We start from the raw sequence: 14,987 nt of genomic DNA, 5'->3' as shown, positions 1-14,987 counted from the left end.
ACCTAGCCCATCGGTTCTCAGTGCGTGTCCGGCACCTCGACGGGCGGTGTGCCGTGGGTATGGAAGGTCGAGATGGTCTGCATCCCCCAGGCCTGGCCCTTCTTCCGTTCCGTCTCGGTCCAGACCACCGGTTCCCAGTCCGGCGCCAGCAGGAGCCGCGCGCCGGCGTTTGCGAACTCGATGCGGTTTCCGCCCGGCTCGTAGACGTAGAGGAAGAACGTCTGGTTGATCGTGTGCTTGTGCGGGCCGGACTCGATGTGGATGCCGTTCTCCAGGAAGATGTCGGCGGCCTTGAGGATGTCTTCGCGGGTGTCCGGGGCGAAGGCGATGTGGTGCAGGCGGCCGGAGGCGCCCAGGTGGTCGGCCGAGTAGACCAGGTCATAGGACTTCTGGCCGAACCGGAACCAATGGGCCGCGATGCGTCCGTTGTCCAGCCGGATCAGTTCGCTGTCCTTCAGGCCCAAGACGTCGGCCGAGAACTTCGCGTTCTCCTCCACATTGGCCGCCAGGTAGTTGATGTGGTCCAGCCGGCGGGCGTTGACCCCGTGGCCGGGGAAGCGGGACGCCTGGTTTTTCAGGGCCGGCTTGTCGTCCGTGGCCCGGTACCACTCGGTCTCGTAGTAGACGGACATCGGGTGGCCGTCCGGGTCCGCGAAGTGGAAGGACGGCCCGACGCCGAATTCCCCGTCCCGCCACTGTCCGCCCCGCCCGGATTCCTGGATCGAAGCCACCAGCCGGTCCAGCGCCTCGGGTGAGGCCGCCCGGTGCGCGACCAGTCCGACGCCGGAGGCTTGGCGCGGGGTGAGCTTGATGCTCCAGTTTTCGTAGTCGTCCCAGGTGCGCAGGAAGACCGAGGCTCCGGCGCGGGCGACCTCCCGCATGGCCAGCAGGTCGTTAAAGAACCGGTAGCTCTCGTCGAACTTGTCGGTGAACAGTTCGATGTTGCCCAGGTGGGCGATGTCGCGGTGCTGGGGTGTCATGGTCTTCCTTCACGTGGTTGCGGGGCGGCCCGGTCTCGGGGAAAGACGGTGCCGTCGAACAGCTTCCGCGCCGTCCGCAGCACCGTGGAGGAAGTGGTGGTGATGCCGGCGGGACCGTCGGCCAGTTCCGCGCCGACGTCCAGGTAGCCGGTAGGGTGCTCGAGCCGCAGCGGCCTCCCGCCCGCGGGGAGCCGGGCCAGTTCGTGTCCGACGGCGTTCGGCAGCTGGATGCCGGCCGCCACGGTGGTGGCGCCGAGCACGCCGAGGGACGTGTGGCAGCGCACCGGCAGGAAGCTGCGGGTGTTGACCGTGCCCCCGTTCCGCGGCGCGGAGAGCAGCACCAGCTTCGGCACGGTCTTGCCGGACACGTCGCCCATGCCCATCAGCTTCGCCGCCTCCCGTCGGATCCGGGCCAGCCGGTCGGCCAGGGCGGTGTCGGCTTCCAGCTCGGCCGGATCCTCGTAGCCGGTGACCTCGAGGTCGGCCGCCCGCAGCAGGACCGACGGCATGCCGTTGTCCACGCAGGTAACGTCGACGCCGTCCGCCACGTCCGTCTCCCGCCCGGTGGGCAGCAGCGCCCCGGTGGAGGATCCGGCCGTGTCGGCGAAGTCAAGGGTGACCGGGGCGGCCGTACCGGGCACGCCGTCGATGGCCGCGTCCCCGCGGTAGTCCACCCGGCCGCCGGGCGTCGGGAAGGTGGCCGTGGCCCTGCTGTCCGAATTCACCATCCGGATGCGCACCGCCGTCGTGCTTCCCTGCGCCGGAAGCAGGCCGCGTTCGACGGCGAAGGGTCCGACGCCGGCGAGGATGTTGCCGCAGTTCTGGCTGTCCGTGACCGTCGCCTCGTCCACGGCGACCTGCAGGAACAGGTAGTCCACGTCGGTCTCTTCGCCGGCCGACGGCGAGATGACCGCCACTTTGCTGGTCAGCGGGTGCGACCCGCCGATGCCGTCGATCTGGCGGGCGTCCGGGCTGCCCATGATCCGCAGCAGCAGGTCGTCGCGGCCGGCGCTGTCCGCCGGCAGGTCCCGGGCCAGGAAGTAGGCACCCTTGGAGGTGCCGCCGCGCATCAGCATGCAGCGGACGCCGTGGTCGTAGTCCCCGCCGGCTCCGGAAGGTGCGGCCGCGCCCAAGGGCCGGGCATCGCCGTCGTGCTCAGCCGTCATAGTCCTCGGCCGCCACGTACTGAACGCCGAGCTTCTCCAGCACCGGCCGCAAACCGTAGTAGTCCAGGCCCAGCGTCCCCTCCTGGAACCGGGACCGGGTCTTCTCCTCCTTGTCCAGGCGCGCCTGCGAAGCTTCGACCGCTGCCGGTGCTTCCAGCCGCGGCACGCAGACCACGCCGTCGTCGTCGGCCACGATCACGTCGCCCGGCCGGACCGTGACCCGGCCCAGAGTGATGGGAACGTTGACCGCCCCGGCGCTCGCCTTCACCGTGCCCTGGGCGTGGACGGCCGCGGACCAGGCGGGGAAGCCCATCGCCTGCAGTTCGGCCACGTCGCGCACCCCGGTGCTGGTGACCACGCCGCGGACGCCGCGGTACTGCAGGGCGGTGGCGAAGAGTTCGCCGAACAGGCCGTCGGTGCATTCGGACGTCGTGGTGACCACCAGGATGTCCCCGGGGCGGCACTGCTCAATGGCCGCGTGGATCATCAGGTTGTCGCCGGGCCAGCAAAGCACCGTGACGGCGGTGCCGGCCACCCGGACGCCGGACTGGATCGGCCGGAACTGCGGGCCGGCCAGGCCTGTGCGGCCCATCGCCTCGTGGACCGTGGCCACGCCGAAGCCTGCGAGCGCGTTGGCGTCGGCCAGCTCGGCGCGGGGCGGGTTGGTGACGATGACGTTTCTCATGCCAGCGTGCCGGTCACTTGGGGGTAGTAGCGCATGTACGCCTCGCCCTTGGTGTCCGTGGGGAAGCCGAGGTTGGGGCCGGCGTTGCGTTTGACCTGCACGCCGCGGCGCGTGGCCAGGTCCGTGTAGTAATCCCACATGTGCTGCTGCGCTGGCAGGCATTCCATCGCCGTGCGTTTGGCCGGGAAGGCCGCCGTGATGTCGAGCAGCACGTTGGGCTTGAAGTCGCTTTGTTCCGGCTGGTGCGGTTCGAAGAAGAACACCGGCGGGGCGCCCAGCGGGTCGCCCGGGGCGTCGTAGCCGATGGCCTGCGCCAGCACCCGCGCGTCCAGCGCCATCCTTGCGGCGACCGGGTGGTCCCCGTTGTAGGGGTCGGCCAGCGGATGGGTCAGCACCACCGTGGGCTTGACCTCGCGGTAGATCCTGACCAGCTCGTCCACCAGTTCCCGCGTGGGCACCAGCGGATAGTCGCCGGCGTCCAGGAACCGGACCTCGGCGCCGAGCGCCGCGGCGGCGTTCTCCGCCTCCTGCCGGCGGATCGCCTTGATCTCTTCCAGTTCCTTGCCCTCGCGCCAGGCCTTGGCGGACTCGCCGCGTTCTCCGTAGGACAGGCACACGACGACGGCGCGTTCCCCGCGCTGTGCCGCGGCGGCAATGGCGCCGCCGGCCCGCCAGACAAAATCGCCCGCGTGCGCGCTGACCACCAACAGGGCCGGCTCGGTGTCGCTCAAAGGTCCTCCCGTGGTCGTTGTCCTAGGGGAAGTCAACCACCGGGAACCATAATCGTCAACAATTCTGGTTCCACTTCCCGCGGGCGCCGCCAGACCGGCAAAATATGCCCTTCCCACCAGGAGCCTCCGGGTCCCGGGCCTGCTAAATTGTTGGCAACAAACTGCGAGCCCTCGGAAGGCAGGGCGCCATGACTACCTACCCGCAGAAGCCCCCGGCAGGAGCGCCGTCGGTAGAAGACCAGGGGCGGTTGATCGTTCAGGGCACCGACCGGCCGGGCATCGTCGCCAGCGTTTCCACCCTGCTGACCGAGGCCGGCGCCAATATCGTCTCGCTGGATCAGCACTCGACCAATCCCGAAGGCGGCCGGTTTTTCCAACGGACGGTTTTCCATTTGCCCCATCTGACGGCCCGGGTGGAGCAGTTGGCGCACAGCCTGGAGCAGCAGCTGTCCGGCGACCCGGACCTGTCGTGGCGGCTGGTGGAAGTCAGCCGGCAGAAGCGCGTGGCGATCTTCGTGTCCAAGTCCGACCACTGCGTGCTGGACTTGCTCTGGCGGCAGCGGCGGGGCGAGCTGCCGGTGAGCATCGCCATGGTCGTCTCCAACCATCCCGATCTCAGCTCCGATGTCCGCCAGTTCGGGATCCCCTACTTCCACGTGCCGGTGGACAAGGATGACAAGGCCGCGGCCGAGAGGCGCCACCTGGAGCTGCTGAAGGGCAACGTGGACCTGGTGGTCCTGGCCCGGTACATGCAGATCATCTCGCCCGGCTTCCTGGAGGAGGTGGGCGTCCCAGTGATCAACATCCACCACTCGTTCCTCCCCGCCTTCATCGGCGCGGCGCCCTACCGCAAGGCCAAGGAACGCGGCGTCAAACTCATCGGGGCCACGGCCCACTACGTCACGGAAGACCTGGACGAGGGGCCGATCATCGACCAGGACGTCATCAGGGTTTCGCACGGCGACTCCGCCGAGGACCTCGCCCGGCTGGGCGCCGACGTGGAACGCAGCGTCCTGTCCCGCGCGGTGATGGCCCACTGCGAGGACCGGGTGCTGCGCGACGGCAACAGCACCATCGTGTTCTAGAAGGCGGCGGCTCCTCCGGGCCACGTTGCCGCCGCCGCCGGCCCGTTGATCGTCGACGACGTGGCCGGGTGCCCGGTCAGGAGCGGTAGGTCTTCCGCGCGAAGTCGGCGTACGGCACCGGGGCGACCGTCGCCCGGATCTCCACCTGGCGGTGCGGCTCGACCTGGGGCTTGCGGGTATTGGGCTCCTCGCCCCAGAGCACGGTGACTTCCGTGCCCGGTGCGCTGTGCCGCTTCTCCACGGTGGCCAGCGACAGGAAGGCCTGCTCGTTGGCCGCATAGCCGCAGTCGAAGGACAGGCCGGCGGGTTCCCCACCTGCCAGCACCTGGTCCACCTGGTAGAACGCGTAGCGGGCCTTGGGCATGTCGAAGTACTTGGCCGGCAGCCCGTCCTCGCCGAGCGACTTGAACACGCTCGCCACGTCGTCGCTGTTCCAGACCAGGGTGACCTTTTCGCGGGCCGGGTTCTCCCGCATCCGCTCCAGGGCGCTCCGGCCCAGGAAGTCATGGTCGAAGGAGACCACGCGGCCGTAGTTCAGGTCCCACGGCGTCAGGTAGTAATCCTCGATGTTTGGAGAGGCGAAGCTGCCGCCGAGCGACCCGGCGGCCGCGAGCGGCAGCCACTTCCTGTAGTCGGCGAGCCGGTCCCCGCTGAAGATGGCGGGCACGGGCGTCGGCACCCATCCGGAGCCGAGCGGGGAGGTGGAATAGGCCTTGGCTCCCACTTGGCGCAGGTCAAGCTCTTCGCCCGCCTCGAGGATGGCCTGGCGGACGCGTTCGCCCTCCTTCCACGGGCCGAAGATCTCGAATCCGGCCTGGCCGGCAATGCCGTGCCGGATCGCCCGGACCCGGCAGCCAGCGATCCTGAAGCCGGTCATGTGGAAGAACTTCACGTCGGGGACCGGTCCACCGGTGAGCTTCTCCACCAGCGGAAGCGCCTGCGGCCCCTGCAGCTCGTACCGGTAGATCTTCGGGTTGCCGGTCCGGACCAGGGAGTTGCCGTCGCGCTCGGCGGTGGCGTCGTAGCCGCCCTTCTCCAGATGGAACTGCACCCAGTCCACGACCATGTGGTGGCCCACGAGGTTGAAGCTGCACTCGGCCAGGCAGGCCAGGACGGCGTCACCGATCAGGTGGCCGTCCTCGTTGACGGCGACGAACTGCTTCGCGGTGTCCGGCCGGAAGTTGGCGAACTTGTTCACGCCCAGGTCGCTGAGCAGCTTCAGGGCGTCGGGCCCGTCGAGGAACAGGTCGGTCATGTGGTGGGACTGGTCCAGCAGGGCAACGGACCGGTCCCAGGCCCGTTGCTCCGACCGCCAGTTGGTGAACTCCGGCTGGATCGGAAAGACGATGGGCGGCGCGGGCAGGTTCCGCAGCAGCTCCACCGGGTTGCCGGTGCGTTGGATGGCCGCTTCGAGGTTTTCGGCAGGCATGTCGTTCTCCCTATCCGTGTTCTGGTTCTTCGGCCGGGCCGGTGGCCGGCCGCCCGGTTCGCGGCCCGGGCGGCGGCCGTTTCGTTTAGCCGGGGATTTCGGCGAACACCGGGATCACCAGGTGCGAGGCGGACTGCCCGCCGGTGTGGATGCGGTGCTCTCCGCGGTTGACGGAGTCCTCGTGGCGGGCGTAGAGGTCGGGCTTGGGGTAGCGCATGACGTCGGACCCCTGCACCACCAGGACCAGGGTGTCCCCGGCCTCGAAGCGGGTACCGGAGGGCAGGATCTCGATCTCCAGCCGGACCGGGCCGTCCTGGGGCAGCGGCAGGGCCCGCCGGTGGGCCAGCACCGGCAGGTAGTCGGTGGAGCGGTCCGGATCCAGTTCGCGGTGGGAGGCGCGCTGCCAGCCCACGGCGACGGGGCCGTCGTCGAAAATGGCGTAGTAGGGGAAGCCGACGACCGTGCCGTCCCGGTCCTTCTTGAACAGTGCCACGAAGACGTCCAGGTCGCCGGCGTCCGGGGCGGACAGGAAGAGCACGGCCTTGGCGTGGCCCACGAGCATGGTCTCCTCGCGGAAGGCGAGGCTGAATTCCGCCCGGTGCGGCCGCAGCCCGCTGCCGAGCGAATCGTAGCCGGCGGCGGCTTCTGCGGCGGGCGGCTCGTCCGTGAGCGAGCCGGCCGCGGCATCGAGGTAAAGGGTGCGGTACCGGGTCTGCGGTGCCGGCCAATCCGCGGCAGCGTAGGTGCTCCCCTCGTAGAAGCGGTCCCGTACCTCCAGCCGCACCCGCGGCCAGTCCGCCAGGCCGCCGTCCCGCCCGTGGAGGAAGTGGTCGAAGAAGGCCCGCTGCTGCTCCACCATGCCGGGGCGGTAGTACTCGGCCCACTTCTTCCGGCCGTGCACGTACAGCCATTTCTCCTCGGAGGCGATCCGGCGGAAGCCCTCCAGGGTGCCCCGCGTGTGCAGCCCCTGGTCCGACCAGCTGGCGACGACGAAGGCCGGCACGGTGACCTTCTCCAGGTCGGCGCTCTTGGACTCCCAGAACGCGTCGTAGAACGGATGCGCGGCCGTTTCGGCTTCCAGGTCTTCGATGGGGCCGGTGGCGTAGCCCCAGCGTTCCCAGATGTAGGGCCAAAACCACGTTTCCGGGATGCCGCCGTGCCGCGCCACTTCCCGGTAGGTGTCGGTCCAGCCTTCCCAGGGGTTGATCGCGGCCAGGTGCGGCGGGTTCAGCTCCGCCACGCGCCACTGGGACACGGTCAGGTAGGAGACGCCGGACAGCCCGACCTTGCCGTTGCTCCATTGCTGCCCGCCGGCCCACTCGATCAGGTCGCAGAAGTCCCTGGCTTCCTCCGGAGAGCAGTAGGTGGCCGCGCCCTCCGAGTACCAGGTGCCCGGAATGTCGGCCACGACGACGGCGTAGCCATGCGGCACCCAGTAGGCGGGGTCCGGCGCCTCGAACGTCGTCAGTTCGCTGGTGTATCCGGCCTGCACCCCGCTGGTGGGGCGGACCTGGCCCAGCTGCTCGGTGATGTGCTTTCCGTACGGCGACCAGCTGACCAGCGGAGCGGCCGGCTCCGCGCCGTCGGGCCGATAGACGTCCACGCGGATCACCGCGCCGGACGAGGCGGCCACGGCGACGTCCCGCTCGATGACCATGCCGGGCAGATGTTCGGTCCGCGGCTGGGGCGGACGGGCGCCGCGCTCTTCCGGAGCATGGCGGTGCCCCCTGAAGAGATACGGGATGGAGCCAGACATCGTGTCCGCCTTTCCGCAGTGCAGCCGTGGCCGCCGCCGAACGCGCGTGTTTCGCCTGTCCCGCGGCGGGCCATAACGTTCGCGCAACCACCTTGACATGAGATAGACCACATCGTTAGCTTCAATGTCAACATTCTTGTTAGCACCACCGGCGCGCGGCGCCGGAATCGAGCAGTCTCCCGCCTCCAGGAAGCGTTGAATCCATGTGGCGTATGGCAGAGAGTGTGCGGCCATGACGGCCAGGCTGACCGTTGAGGATGTTTCTCTGCACTTCGGCGGGATCAAGGTGTTGGATTCCGTTTCCTTCGAGGTGGAGCCGTCGACGGTTTTCGGGCTCATCGGCCCCAATGGCGCCGGCAAGACCTCCCTGTTCAACTGCGTCAGCGGGCACTACAAGCCGTCGTCGGGATCCATCGGCATCGACGGCGCGGACGTCCTCTCCCGTGCACCGTCCGCCCTGGCGCGGATGGGGCTGGCCCGCACGTTCCAGCATCCCGCGCTGCAGCTGGACCAAACGGTGCTGGATAACGTGCTCTTGGGCGGCCACTCACGGTTGTCCGGCGGCGCGCTGTCCTGGGCGCTGCGGCTCCCGCACGCCGTCCGCGGCGAGCGGGAACTCCGCCGGCAGGCCCATGACGTTCTGGCGCGGTTGGACCTGGACTGGGCCACCCGCCTGCCGGCGGGCGAGCTCGCCCACGGCTTCCGCAAGCGGGTGGAGTTGTGCCGGGCGCTGCTCAGCCAGCCCAAACTGCTGCTGCTCGATGAGCCGGCCGCCGGGCTTTCCCATGCGGAAGTCGAGGACCTGATCGGCTGGATCAGGAACCTGCGCGCGGAATTCGAGCTGACCATCGTCGTCGTCGAACATCACATGGGCCTGATTGCCGCGGTGACGGACCGGTTGGCCGTGCTCAACCAGGGGCGGAAGCTGGCGGAGGGCACGGCCGCCGAGGTCCGGCAGGATCCGCGCGTGGTCGAGGCGTACCTCGGGCAGGGGGCGGCGTGATGGGCCTCCTCGAACTCTCCAACGTGCGCGCCTGGTACGGCCGGGCCGTGGCGCTGCACGGCATCAGCCTGAGCGTGGCCGACGGCGGTGCCACCGGCATCCTGGGGGCCAACGGCGCCGGCAAGACCACGACGTTGCGCACCATCAGCGGCCTGGTCAAGACCAGCGGGGACATCACCTTCGACGGCCGCAGGATCACCGGGATGCGGCCCGACCAGGTGGCCCGGCTGGGCATTGCCCACGTGCCGCAGGACCGCGGCACCCTGGCCAACCTCAGCGTGCAGGACAACCTGCTGGTCGGTGCCTACCGGCGCAAGGACCAGCGCGGCGTCGCCGCCGACCGGGACCACTATTTCGACCTCTTCCCGCAGCTCGCGGCGCGGAGCAAGACTCCCGCCGCCGCGCTGTCCGGCGGCGAGCAGCAGATGCTTGCGATCGGCCGCGCCTTCATGTCCGCGCCCAAACTGGTGCTGCTGGACGAGCCGTCCCTGGGGCTGGCGCCCAGCACCGCCGGCCAGGTCTACGAGGCGATCGCCAAACTGCGCACCGAAACGGGGCTGTCCATGGTGGTGGTGGAACAGAACGCCGCCCTGGCCTTCTCCATTGTGGACGAGGCCACGGTCCTGGAAACCGGGCACACCGTGCTGTCCGGGCCGCGCGAAGAGCTCATGGGCATGGACGCCATCCGCAAAGCGTACCTGGGAGGGTGAGCCGTGGATTCACTGTTCCTGCAGCTCATCATCGACGGCCTGGGCAACGGGGCCATCTACGCCGCCCTGGCGCTGGCCATCGTGCTGGTGAACCGGGCCACCGGGCTGATCAATTTTGCGCAGGGCGCCATGGCGGTCTTCTCCACCTTCCTGGCCTGGACCCTGTGGCAGGCCGGCATTCCGCCGGCGCTCGCCATCCCCCTGGCCATCCTGATCTCCGCGCCGCTGGGCGCCGGGGTGGAGCGCCTGATCATGCGCCGCTTCGAGCGCGGGCTGCCCGACACCGCCATCATCGTCACGGTGGCCCTGCTGGTGCTGTTCACCGGGCTGGCCGGCCTGTTCTGGGGCTACAACTCCCAGCAGTTCCCCTCCCTCTTCCCGCTGGGCACCTTCCAGGTCGCCGGGGCCTTCATCAGCTATCAGTCGCTGGGCAACATCGTGGTGCTGCTGCTGGTGGTGCTGGCCCTGCAGCTGCTGTTCAAGAAAACCAAGCTCGGCCTGGCCCTGCGGGCGGTGGCGGACAACCCGGAGTCCAGCGCGCTCTCGGGCATCCCGGTGGGCCGGCTGCTCATGGTCGGCTGGGCCCTGGCCGCGGTGCTGGGCGCCATCGCGGGCGTGTTGATCGCTCCGAAGGTCTTCTTGTCCCCGCACATGCTGGACCAGGTGCTGGTATACGCCCTGGCCGCCGCCATCCTCGGCGGCCTCAACAGCCCGCTGGGCGCGGTGGTCGCCGCCGGCCTGATCGGCGTGGTGGAAAACCTCGCCGGGGCCTACATCGGCTTCATCGGCGACGACCTCAAGATCGCCGTGCCGCTGATCGCCATGTTCATCGTGCTGCTGGTCAGGCCCCAGGGCCTCTTCGGGCAGAAGGAGGTGGTGCGGGTATGAGGCGCAAGGTGTTCACCTCGCGCTGGTTCCGGATCGCCGCCGCCGTCGTCGTCGTGGTGCTGGCGGTCCTGGCGCCGCTGCAGCTGATTCCCTACGTGAACTACCAGCTGACCGTGGTGGCCGCCTTCGCCGTCGCGATCCTGGGGCTCAACCTCGTGACCGGTTACGCGGGGCAGATCTCGCTGGGCCAGAGCGCGTTCGTGGGGCTGGGCGCCTACGTCACCGCGTACGGCGTCACCGAGGGCTGGCCGGTCCTGCTGACCTTCGTGCTCGCCGCCCTGATCCCTGCCGTCGTCGGATTCCTGGTCGCCCTGCCCGCGGTCCGGCTGCGCGGGGTTTCGCTGGCCATGGTCACCATCTCGCTGCCGATCATCGCGGACCGGCTGGCCAAGCGGCTGGACGATTTCACCGGCGGCTCCGTCGGCATCACGGTGCAGTGGATGAACGCCCCGGACTGGAGCGGCCTGGCCGACGACCAGTGGCGGTACTACGTGGTGCTCGGCATCGCCGCCGTGCTCTTCGTGCTGGCGGCCAACCTGACCCGTGGCCGGATCGGACGGGCCTTCGCCATCGTGCGCGAGAACGAGGCCGTGGCCACCGCGATGGGCGTCTCCAACTACCGGTACAAGGTCCTCGCGTTCACCGTCGCGTCCCTCTACGGCGGGCTCGCGGGCTTCCTCTACCTGGCCGCCGTGCAGTACATGTCCCCGGCCACCCTCAGTTTCGTGGTCTCCATCAACATGTTGGCGGCGATGATCATCGGCGGGTCGGCCAGCATCGTGGGCTCCCTGCTCGGCGGAGTCTTCTTCGTTTTCATTCCGGTCCTGGCCGGGCAAATCGACGCCTCGCACACGCCGATCATCTACGGCGCCGCCCTGCTGGTCATCCTGTTCGTGGCCCCGGGCGGGCTGGTGACCCTGCCGTCGCTGCTGCGGCGGTTGCGCCGCAGACGCGCGGAGCCCGAGGCCGCCGTCAAGGCTCCCGATACCGGCCCAGAAGTCCATACCCCGACCACCACCGCTATGTGAGCCGGCAGGGGGCCGGCTTTCCGATCCAGCACAAGGCCCACAAGGCTAAGGAGAGAACAATGCGAACACGGCATATCGGACGCGGCGCTACGGGTGCCGTGGCCGCCGCGGCAGCCCTCACGCTCGCGCTCAGCGGTTGCGGCCGGGGCGACGGCGGCAACTCGCCCGAGGGCAGCCCGGGCGCCACGGAGGGCGGCGGCGGAGCCGAGCAGGGCATCACCGACACCAGCATCCTGCTCGGCAGCACCACCTCGCTCAGCGGTGTGGCCGGCGCGCCGGGCAGCTGCCTGGTCGCGGGCATGGAGGCCTACTTCGGCGCGGCCAATGCCGACGGCGGCGTGGAATTCGGCGACGGCAAGACCCGCAAAGTGGAGCTCAAGGCGTACGACGACGCCTACGATCCCGGCCGCGCCGTGGCGAACTTCCGGCAGATGATCGCCGAGGGCGTCTTCGCCGACGTCAACGGCCTGGGCACCCGCACCAACCTGGCCGTCATGCCGGTGGCCACCGAGGAAGAGTTCCCGCAGGTGTTCGTGGCCTCCGGCGACTCGGTGTTCAGCGAAGACCCCGAGGCCAACCCGTGGACCATCGGCTGGATGCCCACCTACTACGCCGAAGGCAACTCGTTCGGCAAGTTCCTGGTGGACTCCGGCACGGCCGTCACCGTCGCCGTGCTGGAACAAAACGACGACGCCGGCAACGAGTTTGTTGCCGGGCTCGAGGACGCCATCGAAGGCTCGGAGGTGGAGATTGTCCAGCGGGCCACGTTCGAACCGGGCGACCCGACGGTGGACGCGCAGATGGCCCAGCTCGCGGACAGCGAGGCCGACGTCTTCTTCTCGGCCAACACGGTGCCGGCGCTCACGGCGTCGTCGATGGTCCGCGCGCAGGACCTTGGCTGGACCCCGTCCATCTTCCTGGCGGCCGTGGCCGCCAACGAGCGGGACGTGCTGGAACCGGGCAATGCCAGCGCCTTCCCGAACGTGTACAGCACCGGCTTCACCAAGCAACCCACGCAGACCGACGACGAGGAAGTGAAGCAGTTCCTGGCCGACATCAAGGAGTACGCCCCGGATACCGCCGACCAGATCATCCCGCATTGCCTCTGGGGCTACGCCACCGCGGCCACCCTCGAGGAAGCGTTCAAGAACATGGCCGAGCCGACCCACGAGGCGCTGATGGAAGCGGTCCGCAACGTCAAGAACTTCGAGCCGCCGCTGCTGCTCGACGGCCTGAGCGTGGACACCACCACCAACATGGCGCCGATCTCCGAGGTACAGGTCCAGGAGCACACCGACGAGGGCTACGTGCCGGCGGAGTCCTTCACGCCCTAACGGCACCCCGTGCGCCGGAACGGTTCCGGCCGTTCCGGCGCCCGAAGGGTCATGCAGTCCGGTCGACGCGTGAGCGCCAGAGCAAGTACACGAAGTACGGGGCGCCGACCAACGCGGTCATGATGCCGGCCGGGATCTGTGCCGGGGCGATGACCGTCCGCCCGATGATGTCCGCCAGCACCACGGTGCAGGCGCCGAGCATTGCGGCCACCGGCAAAACCCGGCTGTGCCGGGCGCCCACGAGCGACCGGGCCGCGTGCGGGGCGACCAGGCCAACGAAGGCGATCACGCCCACCGAGGACACCGCGCCGGCGGTCAGCAGCACCGCCGTCGTCAGCAGCAGCAGCCGGGTGCCGTTCAGGCCGACGCCCAGCACGCGCGGGGAATCGTCGTCGACGGCGACCAGGTCCAAGTCGCGGCGCAGCCCCGCCAGCACCGGCACGGCAAGAACCAGCGCGGCCAGCGGCGGCAGCACGGAGGCGAAGGTCCGGCCGTACGTGGAACCCGAGAGCCAGGTCAGGGCTTTCGTCTGGTTGTAGGGGTCCGTGGTGACCAGCAGGACTGCGATCACCGCGGTGAGCGCGGCGGAGACGCCAATGCCGATCAGGACGAGCTTGTTCTGCTGCAGGCCGCCACGGAACGCCAGGCCAAACACCAACAGAGCCGTCAGCGCCGACCCGACCAGCGCGGTTCCGGTGACCGCCCAGGCGCCGGCCAGCGGAACAGTGGTGATGACGATGATAGCCGCGAGCCCGCCGCCGCCGGACACGCCGATAATGCCCGGTTCGGCCAGGGAGTTCCGGGACACCGCCTGGATCAGCGCTCCGGCGATCGCCAGCGCCGCACCGGCCAGCACTGCCGCCACAACGCGAGGCATCCGCGTACCCAGAACCGCGCTCACGCGGTCTCCGGATTGACCGGTGAGCCAATTGGCCAGATCGCCGAGCAGCAGTTTTGCGTCGCCGAGCAGCGCCCCGGCCACCACCAGGCCGGCCAACAGGAGGACAAGCCCCAAAACCACGCTGAGATAAAACGTGCGGGAACGCAATCTGGCCAGGGCGTCGCCGGCCGCGCTGAGTCCGGCGTCCGGCATCCGCAGCGCCAGGATCACCAGGAAGACCGCGCCGAATACCGTGGTGACCGCACCGGTCGGCACTTCGACCCCGGCCTGCGCACCGAGCACCACCCGGACCGCCACGTCGGCGCCGACCACGACCACCGCGCCCGCCAGCCCTGAGATGGGCAGCAGCACCCGGTGGTGACCCAAGCCCCGGACGCGGGAGGCCAGCAGCCGCACGATGGCGGGTGCGCACAGACCCACGAAGCCGATCGGACCCGCAACGGTCACCGCGCAAGCGGACAGCATCACGGCCAGGACGATTGCGCCGGTGCGCGCGATCCGGGGGTCGGCGCCGGCCAAGCGGGAAGCATCGTCGCCCAGACCCAGCAGGTCCATCCTCCGGGCCAGGAACATCAGCCCGGCAACAGCCAGCAGGATGATCGGGGTGAACTGCAGCAGCTCATCGTTCCTGGTTTGGGCAATGCTGCCCTTGCCCCAGGCATACAAGCCGGTGGTCTCCTGGCTGAACAACAGCAGCAGGCCGCTGGTAGCCGAGTGAAGTCCCAGGGCCAGGGCGGTTCCCGCCAACACCAGACGGATCGGGCCGCCATTGCTGTTGGCCCCCGCCCCGGACAAGGCAAGCACCAGTGCAGCAGCGGCGAGGCCACCGATGAATGCGAGGCCGCCGGAGAGCAGCGCGGGTAGCGTGATCCCAAACGCGGCGACCGCGACGATCGCCAAATGGGCGCCGGCGTCGACCGCCAATGTATCCGGGGACGCCAGGACATTGCGGGTAGCGGACTGCAACGCGGCACCCGCTACCCCGAGGGCAACGCCGACCAGGATTCCGGCCAGCAGCCGCGGAATGCGGGAAGCAACCAAAACGGCGGTCTGCTGGTCGGAACCGCCGCCGTCGAGCAGGCCGAGCAACTCGGCCAGCCCGACGGCGGCGGTCCCCTGGGTGAGGTGGACCAGTGAGAAGAGGAGCAGGAGCACCAGTCCGCTTCCGGCGACCACCCCTGTTGCGGCCCGTCGCCCGCCTGCCCCGGCGGGAACCGGTTCGGGAGCCCCTGCAACGGCCGCCTGCACGGACGGCGCGGGCCTGTTCACCGTCTCGGTCATGGTTGGTCCG

General features: G+C 69.4%; 13 protein-coding genes. 6 read left to right on the top strand and 7 right to left on the bottom strand.

All coding sequences use genetic code 11. From position 1 onward, the window contains the following. Positions 1–17: 17 nt before the first annotated feature. From AC5RVV_RS15025 to AC5RVV_RS15010, 4 genes are read right to left on the bottom strand one after another with little or no spacing between them, the layout of a single operon-like run. Entirely contained in the window at positions 18–980 is a 963-nt protein-coding gene (locus AC5RVV_RS15025) for a VOC family protein (RefSeq protein ID WP_494002193.1), read from the bottom strand. Continuing rightward, positions 977–2,146 carry a 4-oxalomesaconate tautomerase gene (locus AC5RVV_RS15020; RefSeq protein WP_494002192.1) on the bottom strand — a complete coding sequence of 390 codons (1,170 nt, stop codon included), beginning with the start codon at positions 2,144–2,146 and terminating at the stop codon, positions 977–979. Before AC5RVV_RS15020 ends, AC5RVV_RS15025 begins: the two co-directional genes overlap by 4 nt. Next, complete coding sequence (locus tag AC5RVV_RS15015; protein WP_494002191.1) at positions 2,136–2,831, bottom strand: 4-carboxy-4-hydroxy-2-oxoadipate aldolase/oxaloacetate decarboxylase; 696 nt, start codon at positions 2,829–2,831, stop codon at positions 2,136–2,138. The genes AC5RVV_RS15020 and AC5RVV_RS15015 overlap by 11 nt, the downstream gene beginning before the upstream one ends. Beyond that, positions 2,828–3,562: a PIG-L deacetylase family protein gene (locus AC5RVV_RS15010; protein WP_494002190.1), complete on the bottom strand. Its 735-nt coding sequence runs from the start codon at positions 3,560–3,562 to the stop codon at positions 2,828–2,830. The genes AC5RVV_RS15015 and AC5RVV_RS15010 overlap by 4 nt, the downstream gene beginning before the upstream one ends. Positions 3,563–3,750: 188 nt before the next feature. Between AC5RVV_RS15010 and purU the strand changes: the two genes are divergently transcribed. After that, positions 3,751–4,647 carry a formyltetrahydrofolate deformylase gene (gene purU, locus AC5RVV_RS15005; protein ID WP_494002189.1) on the top strand — a complete coding sequence of 299 codons (897 nt, stop codon included), beginning with the start codon at positions 3,751–3,753 and terminating at the stop codon, positions 4,645–4,647. Between the two features lie 76 nt (positions 4,648–4,723). Here the strand turns inward: purU and AC5RVV_RS15000 are convergent, their stop codons facing one another. Then, positions 4,724–6,076 (bottom strand): aminomethyl transferase family protein, encoded by a 1,353-nt coding sequence (locus AC5RVV_RS15000; RefSeq protein WP_494002188.1) that lies wholly within the window; start codon positions 6,074–6,076, stop codon positions 4,724–4,726. An 85-nt stretch (positions 6,077–6,161) separates the two neighbouring features. After that, positions 6,162–7,832 carry a CocE/NonD family hydrolase gene (locus AC5RVV_RS14995; RefSeq protein WP_494002187.1) on the bottom strand — a complete coding sequence of 557 codons (1,671 nt, stop codon included), beginning with the start codon at positions 7,830–7,832 and terminating at the stop codon, positions 6,162–6,164. A 232-nt stretch (positions 7,833–8,064) separates the two neighbouring features. Here AC5RVV_RS14995 and AC5RVV_RS14990 point away from each other — a divergent pair, with 232 nt between their 5' ends. From AC5RVV_RS14990 to AC5RVV_RS14970, 5 genes are read left to right on the top strand one after another with little or no spacing between them, the layout of a single operon-like run. Then, positions 8,065–8,835 (top strand): ABC transporter ATP-binding protein, encoded by a 771-nt coding sequence (locus AC5RVV_RS14990; RefSeq protein WP_494002186.1) that lies wholly within the window; start codon positions 8,065–8,067, stop codon positions 8,833–8,835. After that, on the top strand, positions 8,835–9,545 hold the full coding sequence (locus AC5RVV_RS14985) for an ABC transporter ATP-binding protein (protein WP_494002347.1): 711 nt from the start codon (positions 8,835–8,837) through the stop codon (positions 9,543–9,545). Before AC5RVV_RS14990 ends, AC5RVV_RS14985 begins: the two co-directional genes overlap by 1 nt. A 3-nt stretch (positions 9,546–9,548) precedes the next feature. Next, the gene (locus AC5RVV_RS14980; protein WP_494002185.1) at positions 9,549–10,433 is read left to right on the top strand and encodes a branched-chain amino acid ABC transporter permease; all 885 of its coding nucleotides are present in this window, start codon (positions 9,549–9,551) and stop codon (positions 10,431–10,433) included. After that, positions 10,430–11,461, top strand: coding sequence for a branched-chain amino acid ABC transporter permease (locus tag AC5RVV_RS14975; RefSeq protein WP_494002184.1), 1,032 nt, complete (start codon positions 10,430–10,432; stop codon positions 11,459–11,461). The genes AC5RVV_RS14980 and AC5RVV_RS14975 overlap by 4 nt, the downstream gene beginning before the upstream one ends. Before the next feature lie 59 nt (positions 11,462–11,520). Further along, entirely contained in the window at positions 11,521–12,795 is a 1,275-nt protein-coding gene (locus AC5RVV_RS14970) for an ABC transporter substrate-binding protein (RefSeq protein ID WP_494002183.1), read from the top strand. Positions 12,796–12,844: 49 nt separating this feature from the next. Here the strand turns inward: AC5RVV_RS14970 and AC5RVV_RS14965 are convergent, their stop codons facing one another. Further along, positions 12,845–14,977: an iron ABC transporter permease gene (locus AC5RVV_RS14965; protein ID WP_494002182.1), complete on the bottom strand. Its 2,133-nt coding sequence runs from the start codon at positions 14,975–14,977 to the stop codon at positions 12,845–12,847. Positions 14,978–14,987 lie beyond the last annotated feature (10 nt).

It is taken from the genome of Arthrobacter sp. MDT2-34-1 (assembly GCF_059091365.1).
This window is presented reverse-complemented; position numbering and strand designations above follow the sequence as displayed.

Excerpts from the sequence above, each read along its gene's own strand:
- AC5RVV_RS14990 (WP_494002186.1), top strand. The coding sequence starts at position 8,065 with ATGACGGCCAGGCTGACCGTTGAGGATGTTTCTCTGCACTTCGGCGGG.
- purU (WP_494002189.1), top strand. The coding sequence starts at position 3,751 with ATGACTACCTACCCGCAGAAGCCCCCGGCAGGAGCGCCGTCGGTAGAA.
- AC5RVV_RS15020 (WP_494002192.1), bottom strand. The coding sequence starts at position 2,146 with ATGACGGCTGAGCACGACGGCGATGCCCGGCCCTTGGGCGCGGCCGCA.
- AC5RVV_RS15000 (WP_494002188.1), bottom strand. The coding sequence starts at position 6,076 with ATGCCTGCCGAAAACCTCGAAGCGGCCATCCAACGCACCGGCAACCCG.
- AC5RVV_RS14965 (WP_494002182.1), bottom strand. The coding sequence starts at position 14,977 with ATGACCGAGACGGTGAACAGGCCCGCGCCGTCCGTGCAGGCGGCCGTT.
- AC5RVV_RS15025 (WP_494002193.1), bottom strand. The coding sequence starts at position 980 with ATGACACCCCAGCACCGCGACATCGCCCACCTGGGCAACATCGAACTG.
- AC5RVV_RS14975 (WP_494002184.1), top strand. The coding sequence starts at position 10,430 with ATGAGGCGCAAGGTGTTCACCTCGCGCTGGTTCCGGATCGCCGCCGCC.
- AC5RVV_RS14985 (WP_494002347.1), top strand. The coding sequence starts at position 8,835 with ATGGGCCTCCTCGAACTCTCCAACGTGCGCGCCTGGTACGGCCGGGCC.
- AC5RVV_RS15015 (WP_494002191.1), bottom strand. The coding sequence starts at position 2,831 with ATGAGAAACGTCATCGTCACCAACCCGCCCCGCGCCGAGCTGGCCGAC.
- AC5RVV_RS14995 (WP_494002187.1), bottom strand. The coding sequence starts at position 7,832 with ATGTCTGGCTCCATCCCGTATCTCTTCAGGGGGCACCGCCATGCTCCG.
- AC5RVV_RS14970 (WP_494002183.1), top strand. The coding sequence starts at position 11,521 with ATGCGAACACGGCATATCGGACGCGGCGCTACGGGTGCCGTGGCCGCC.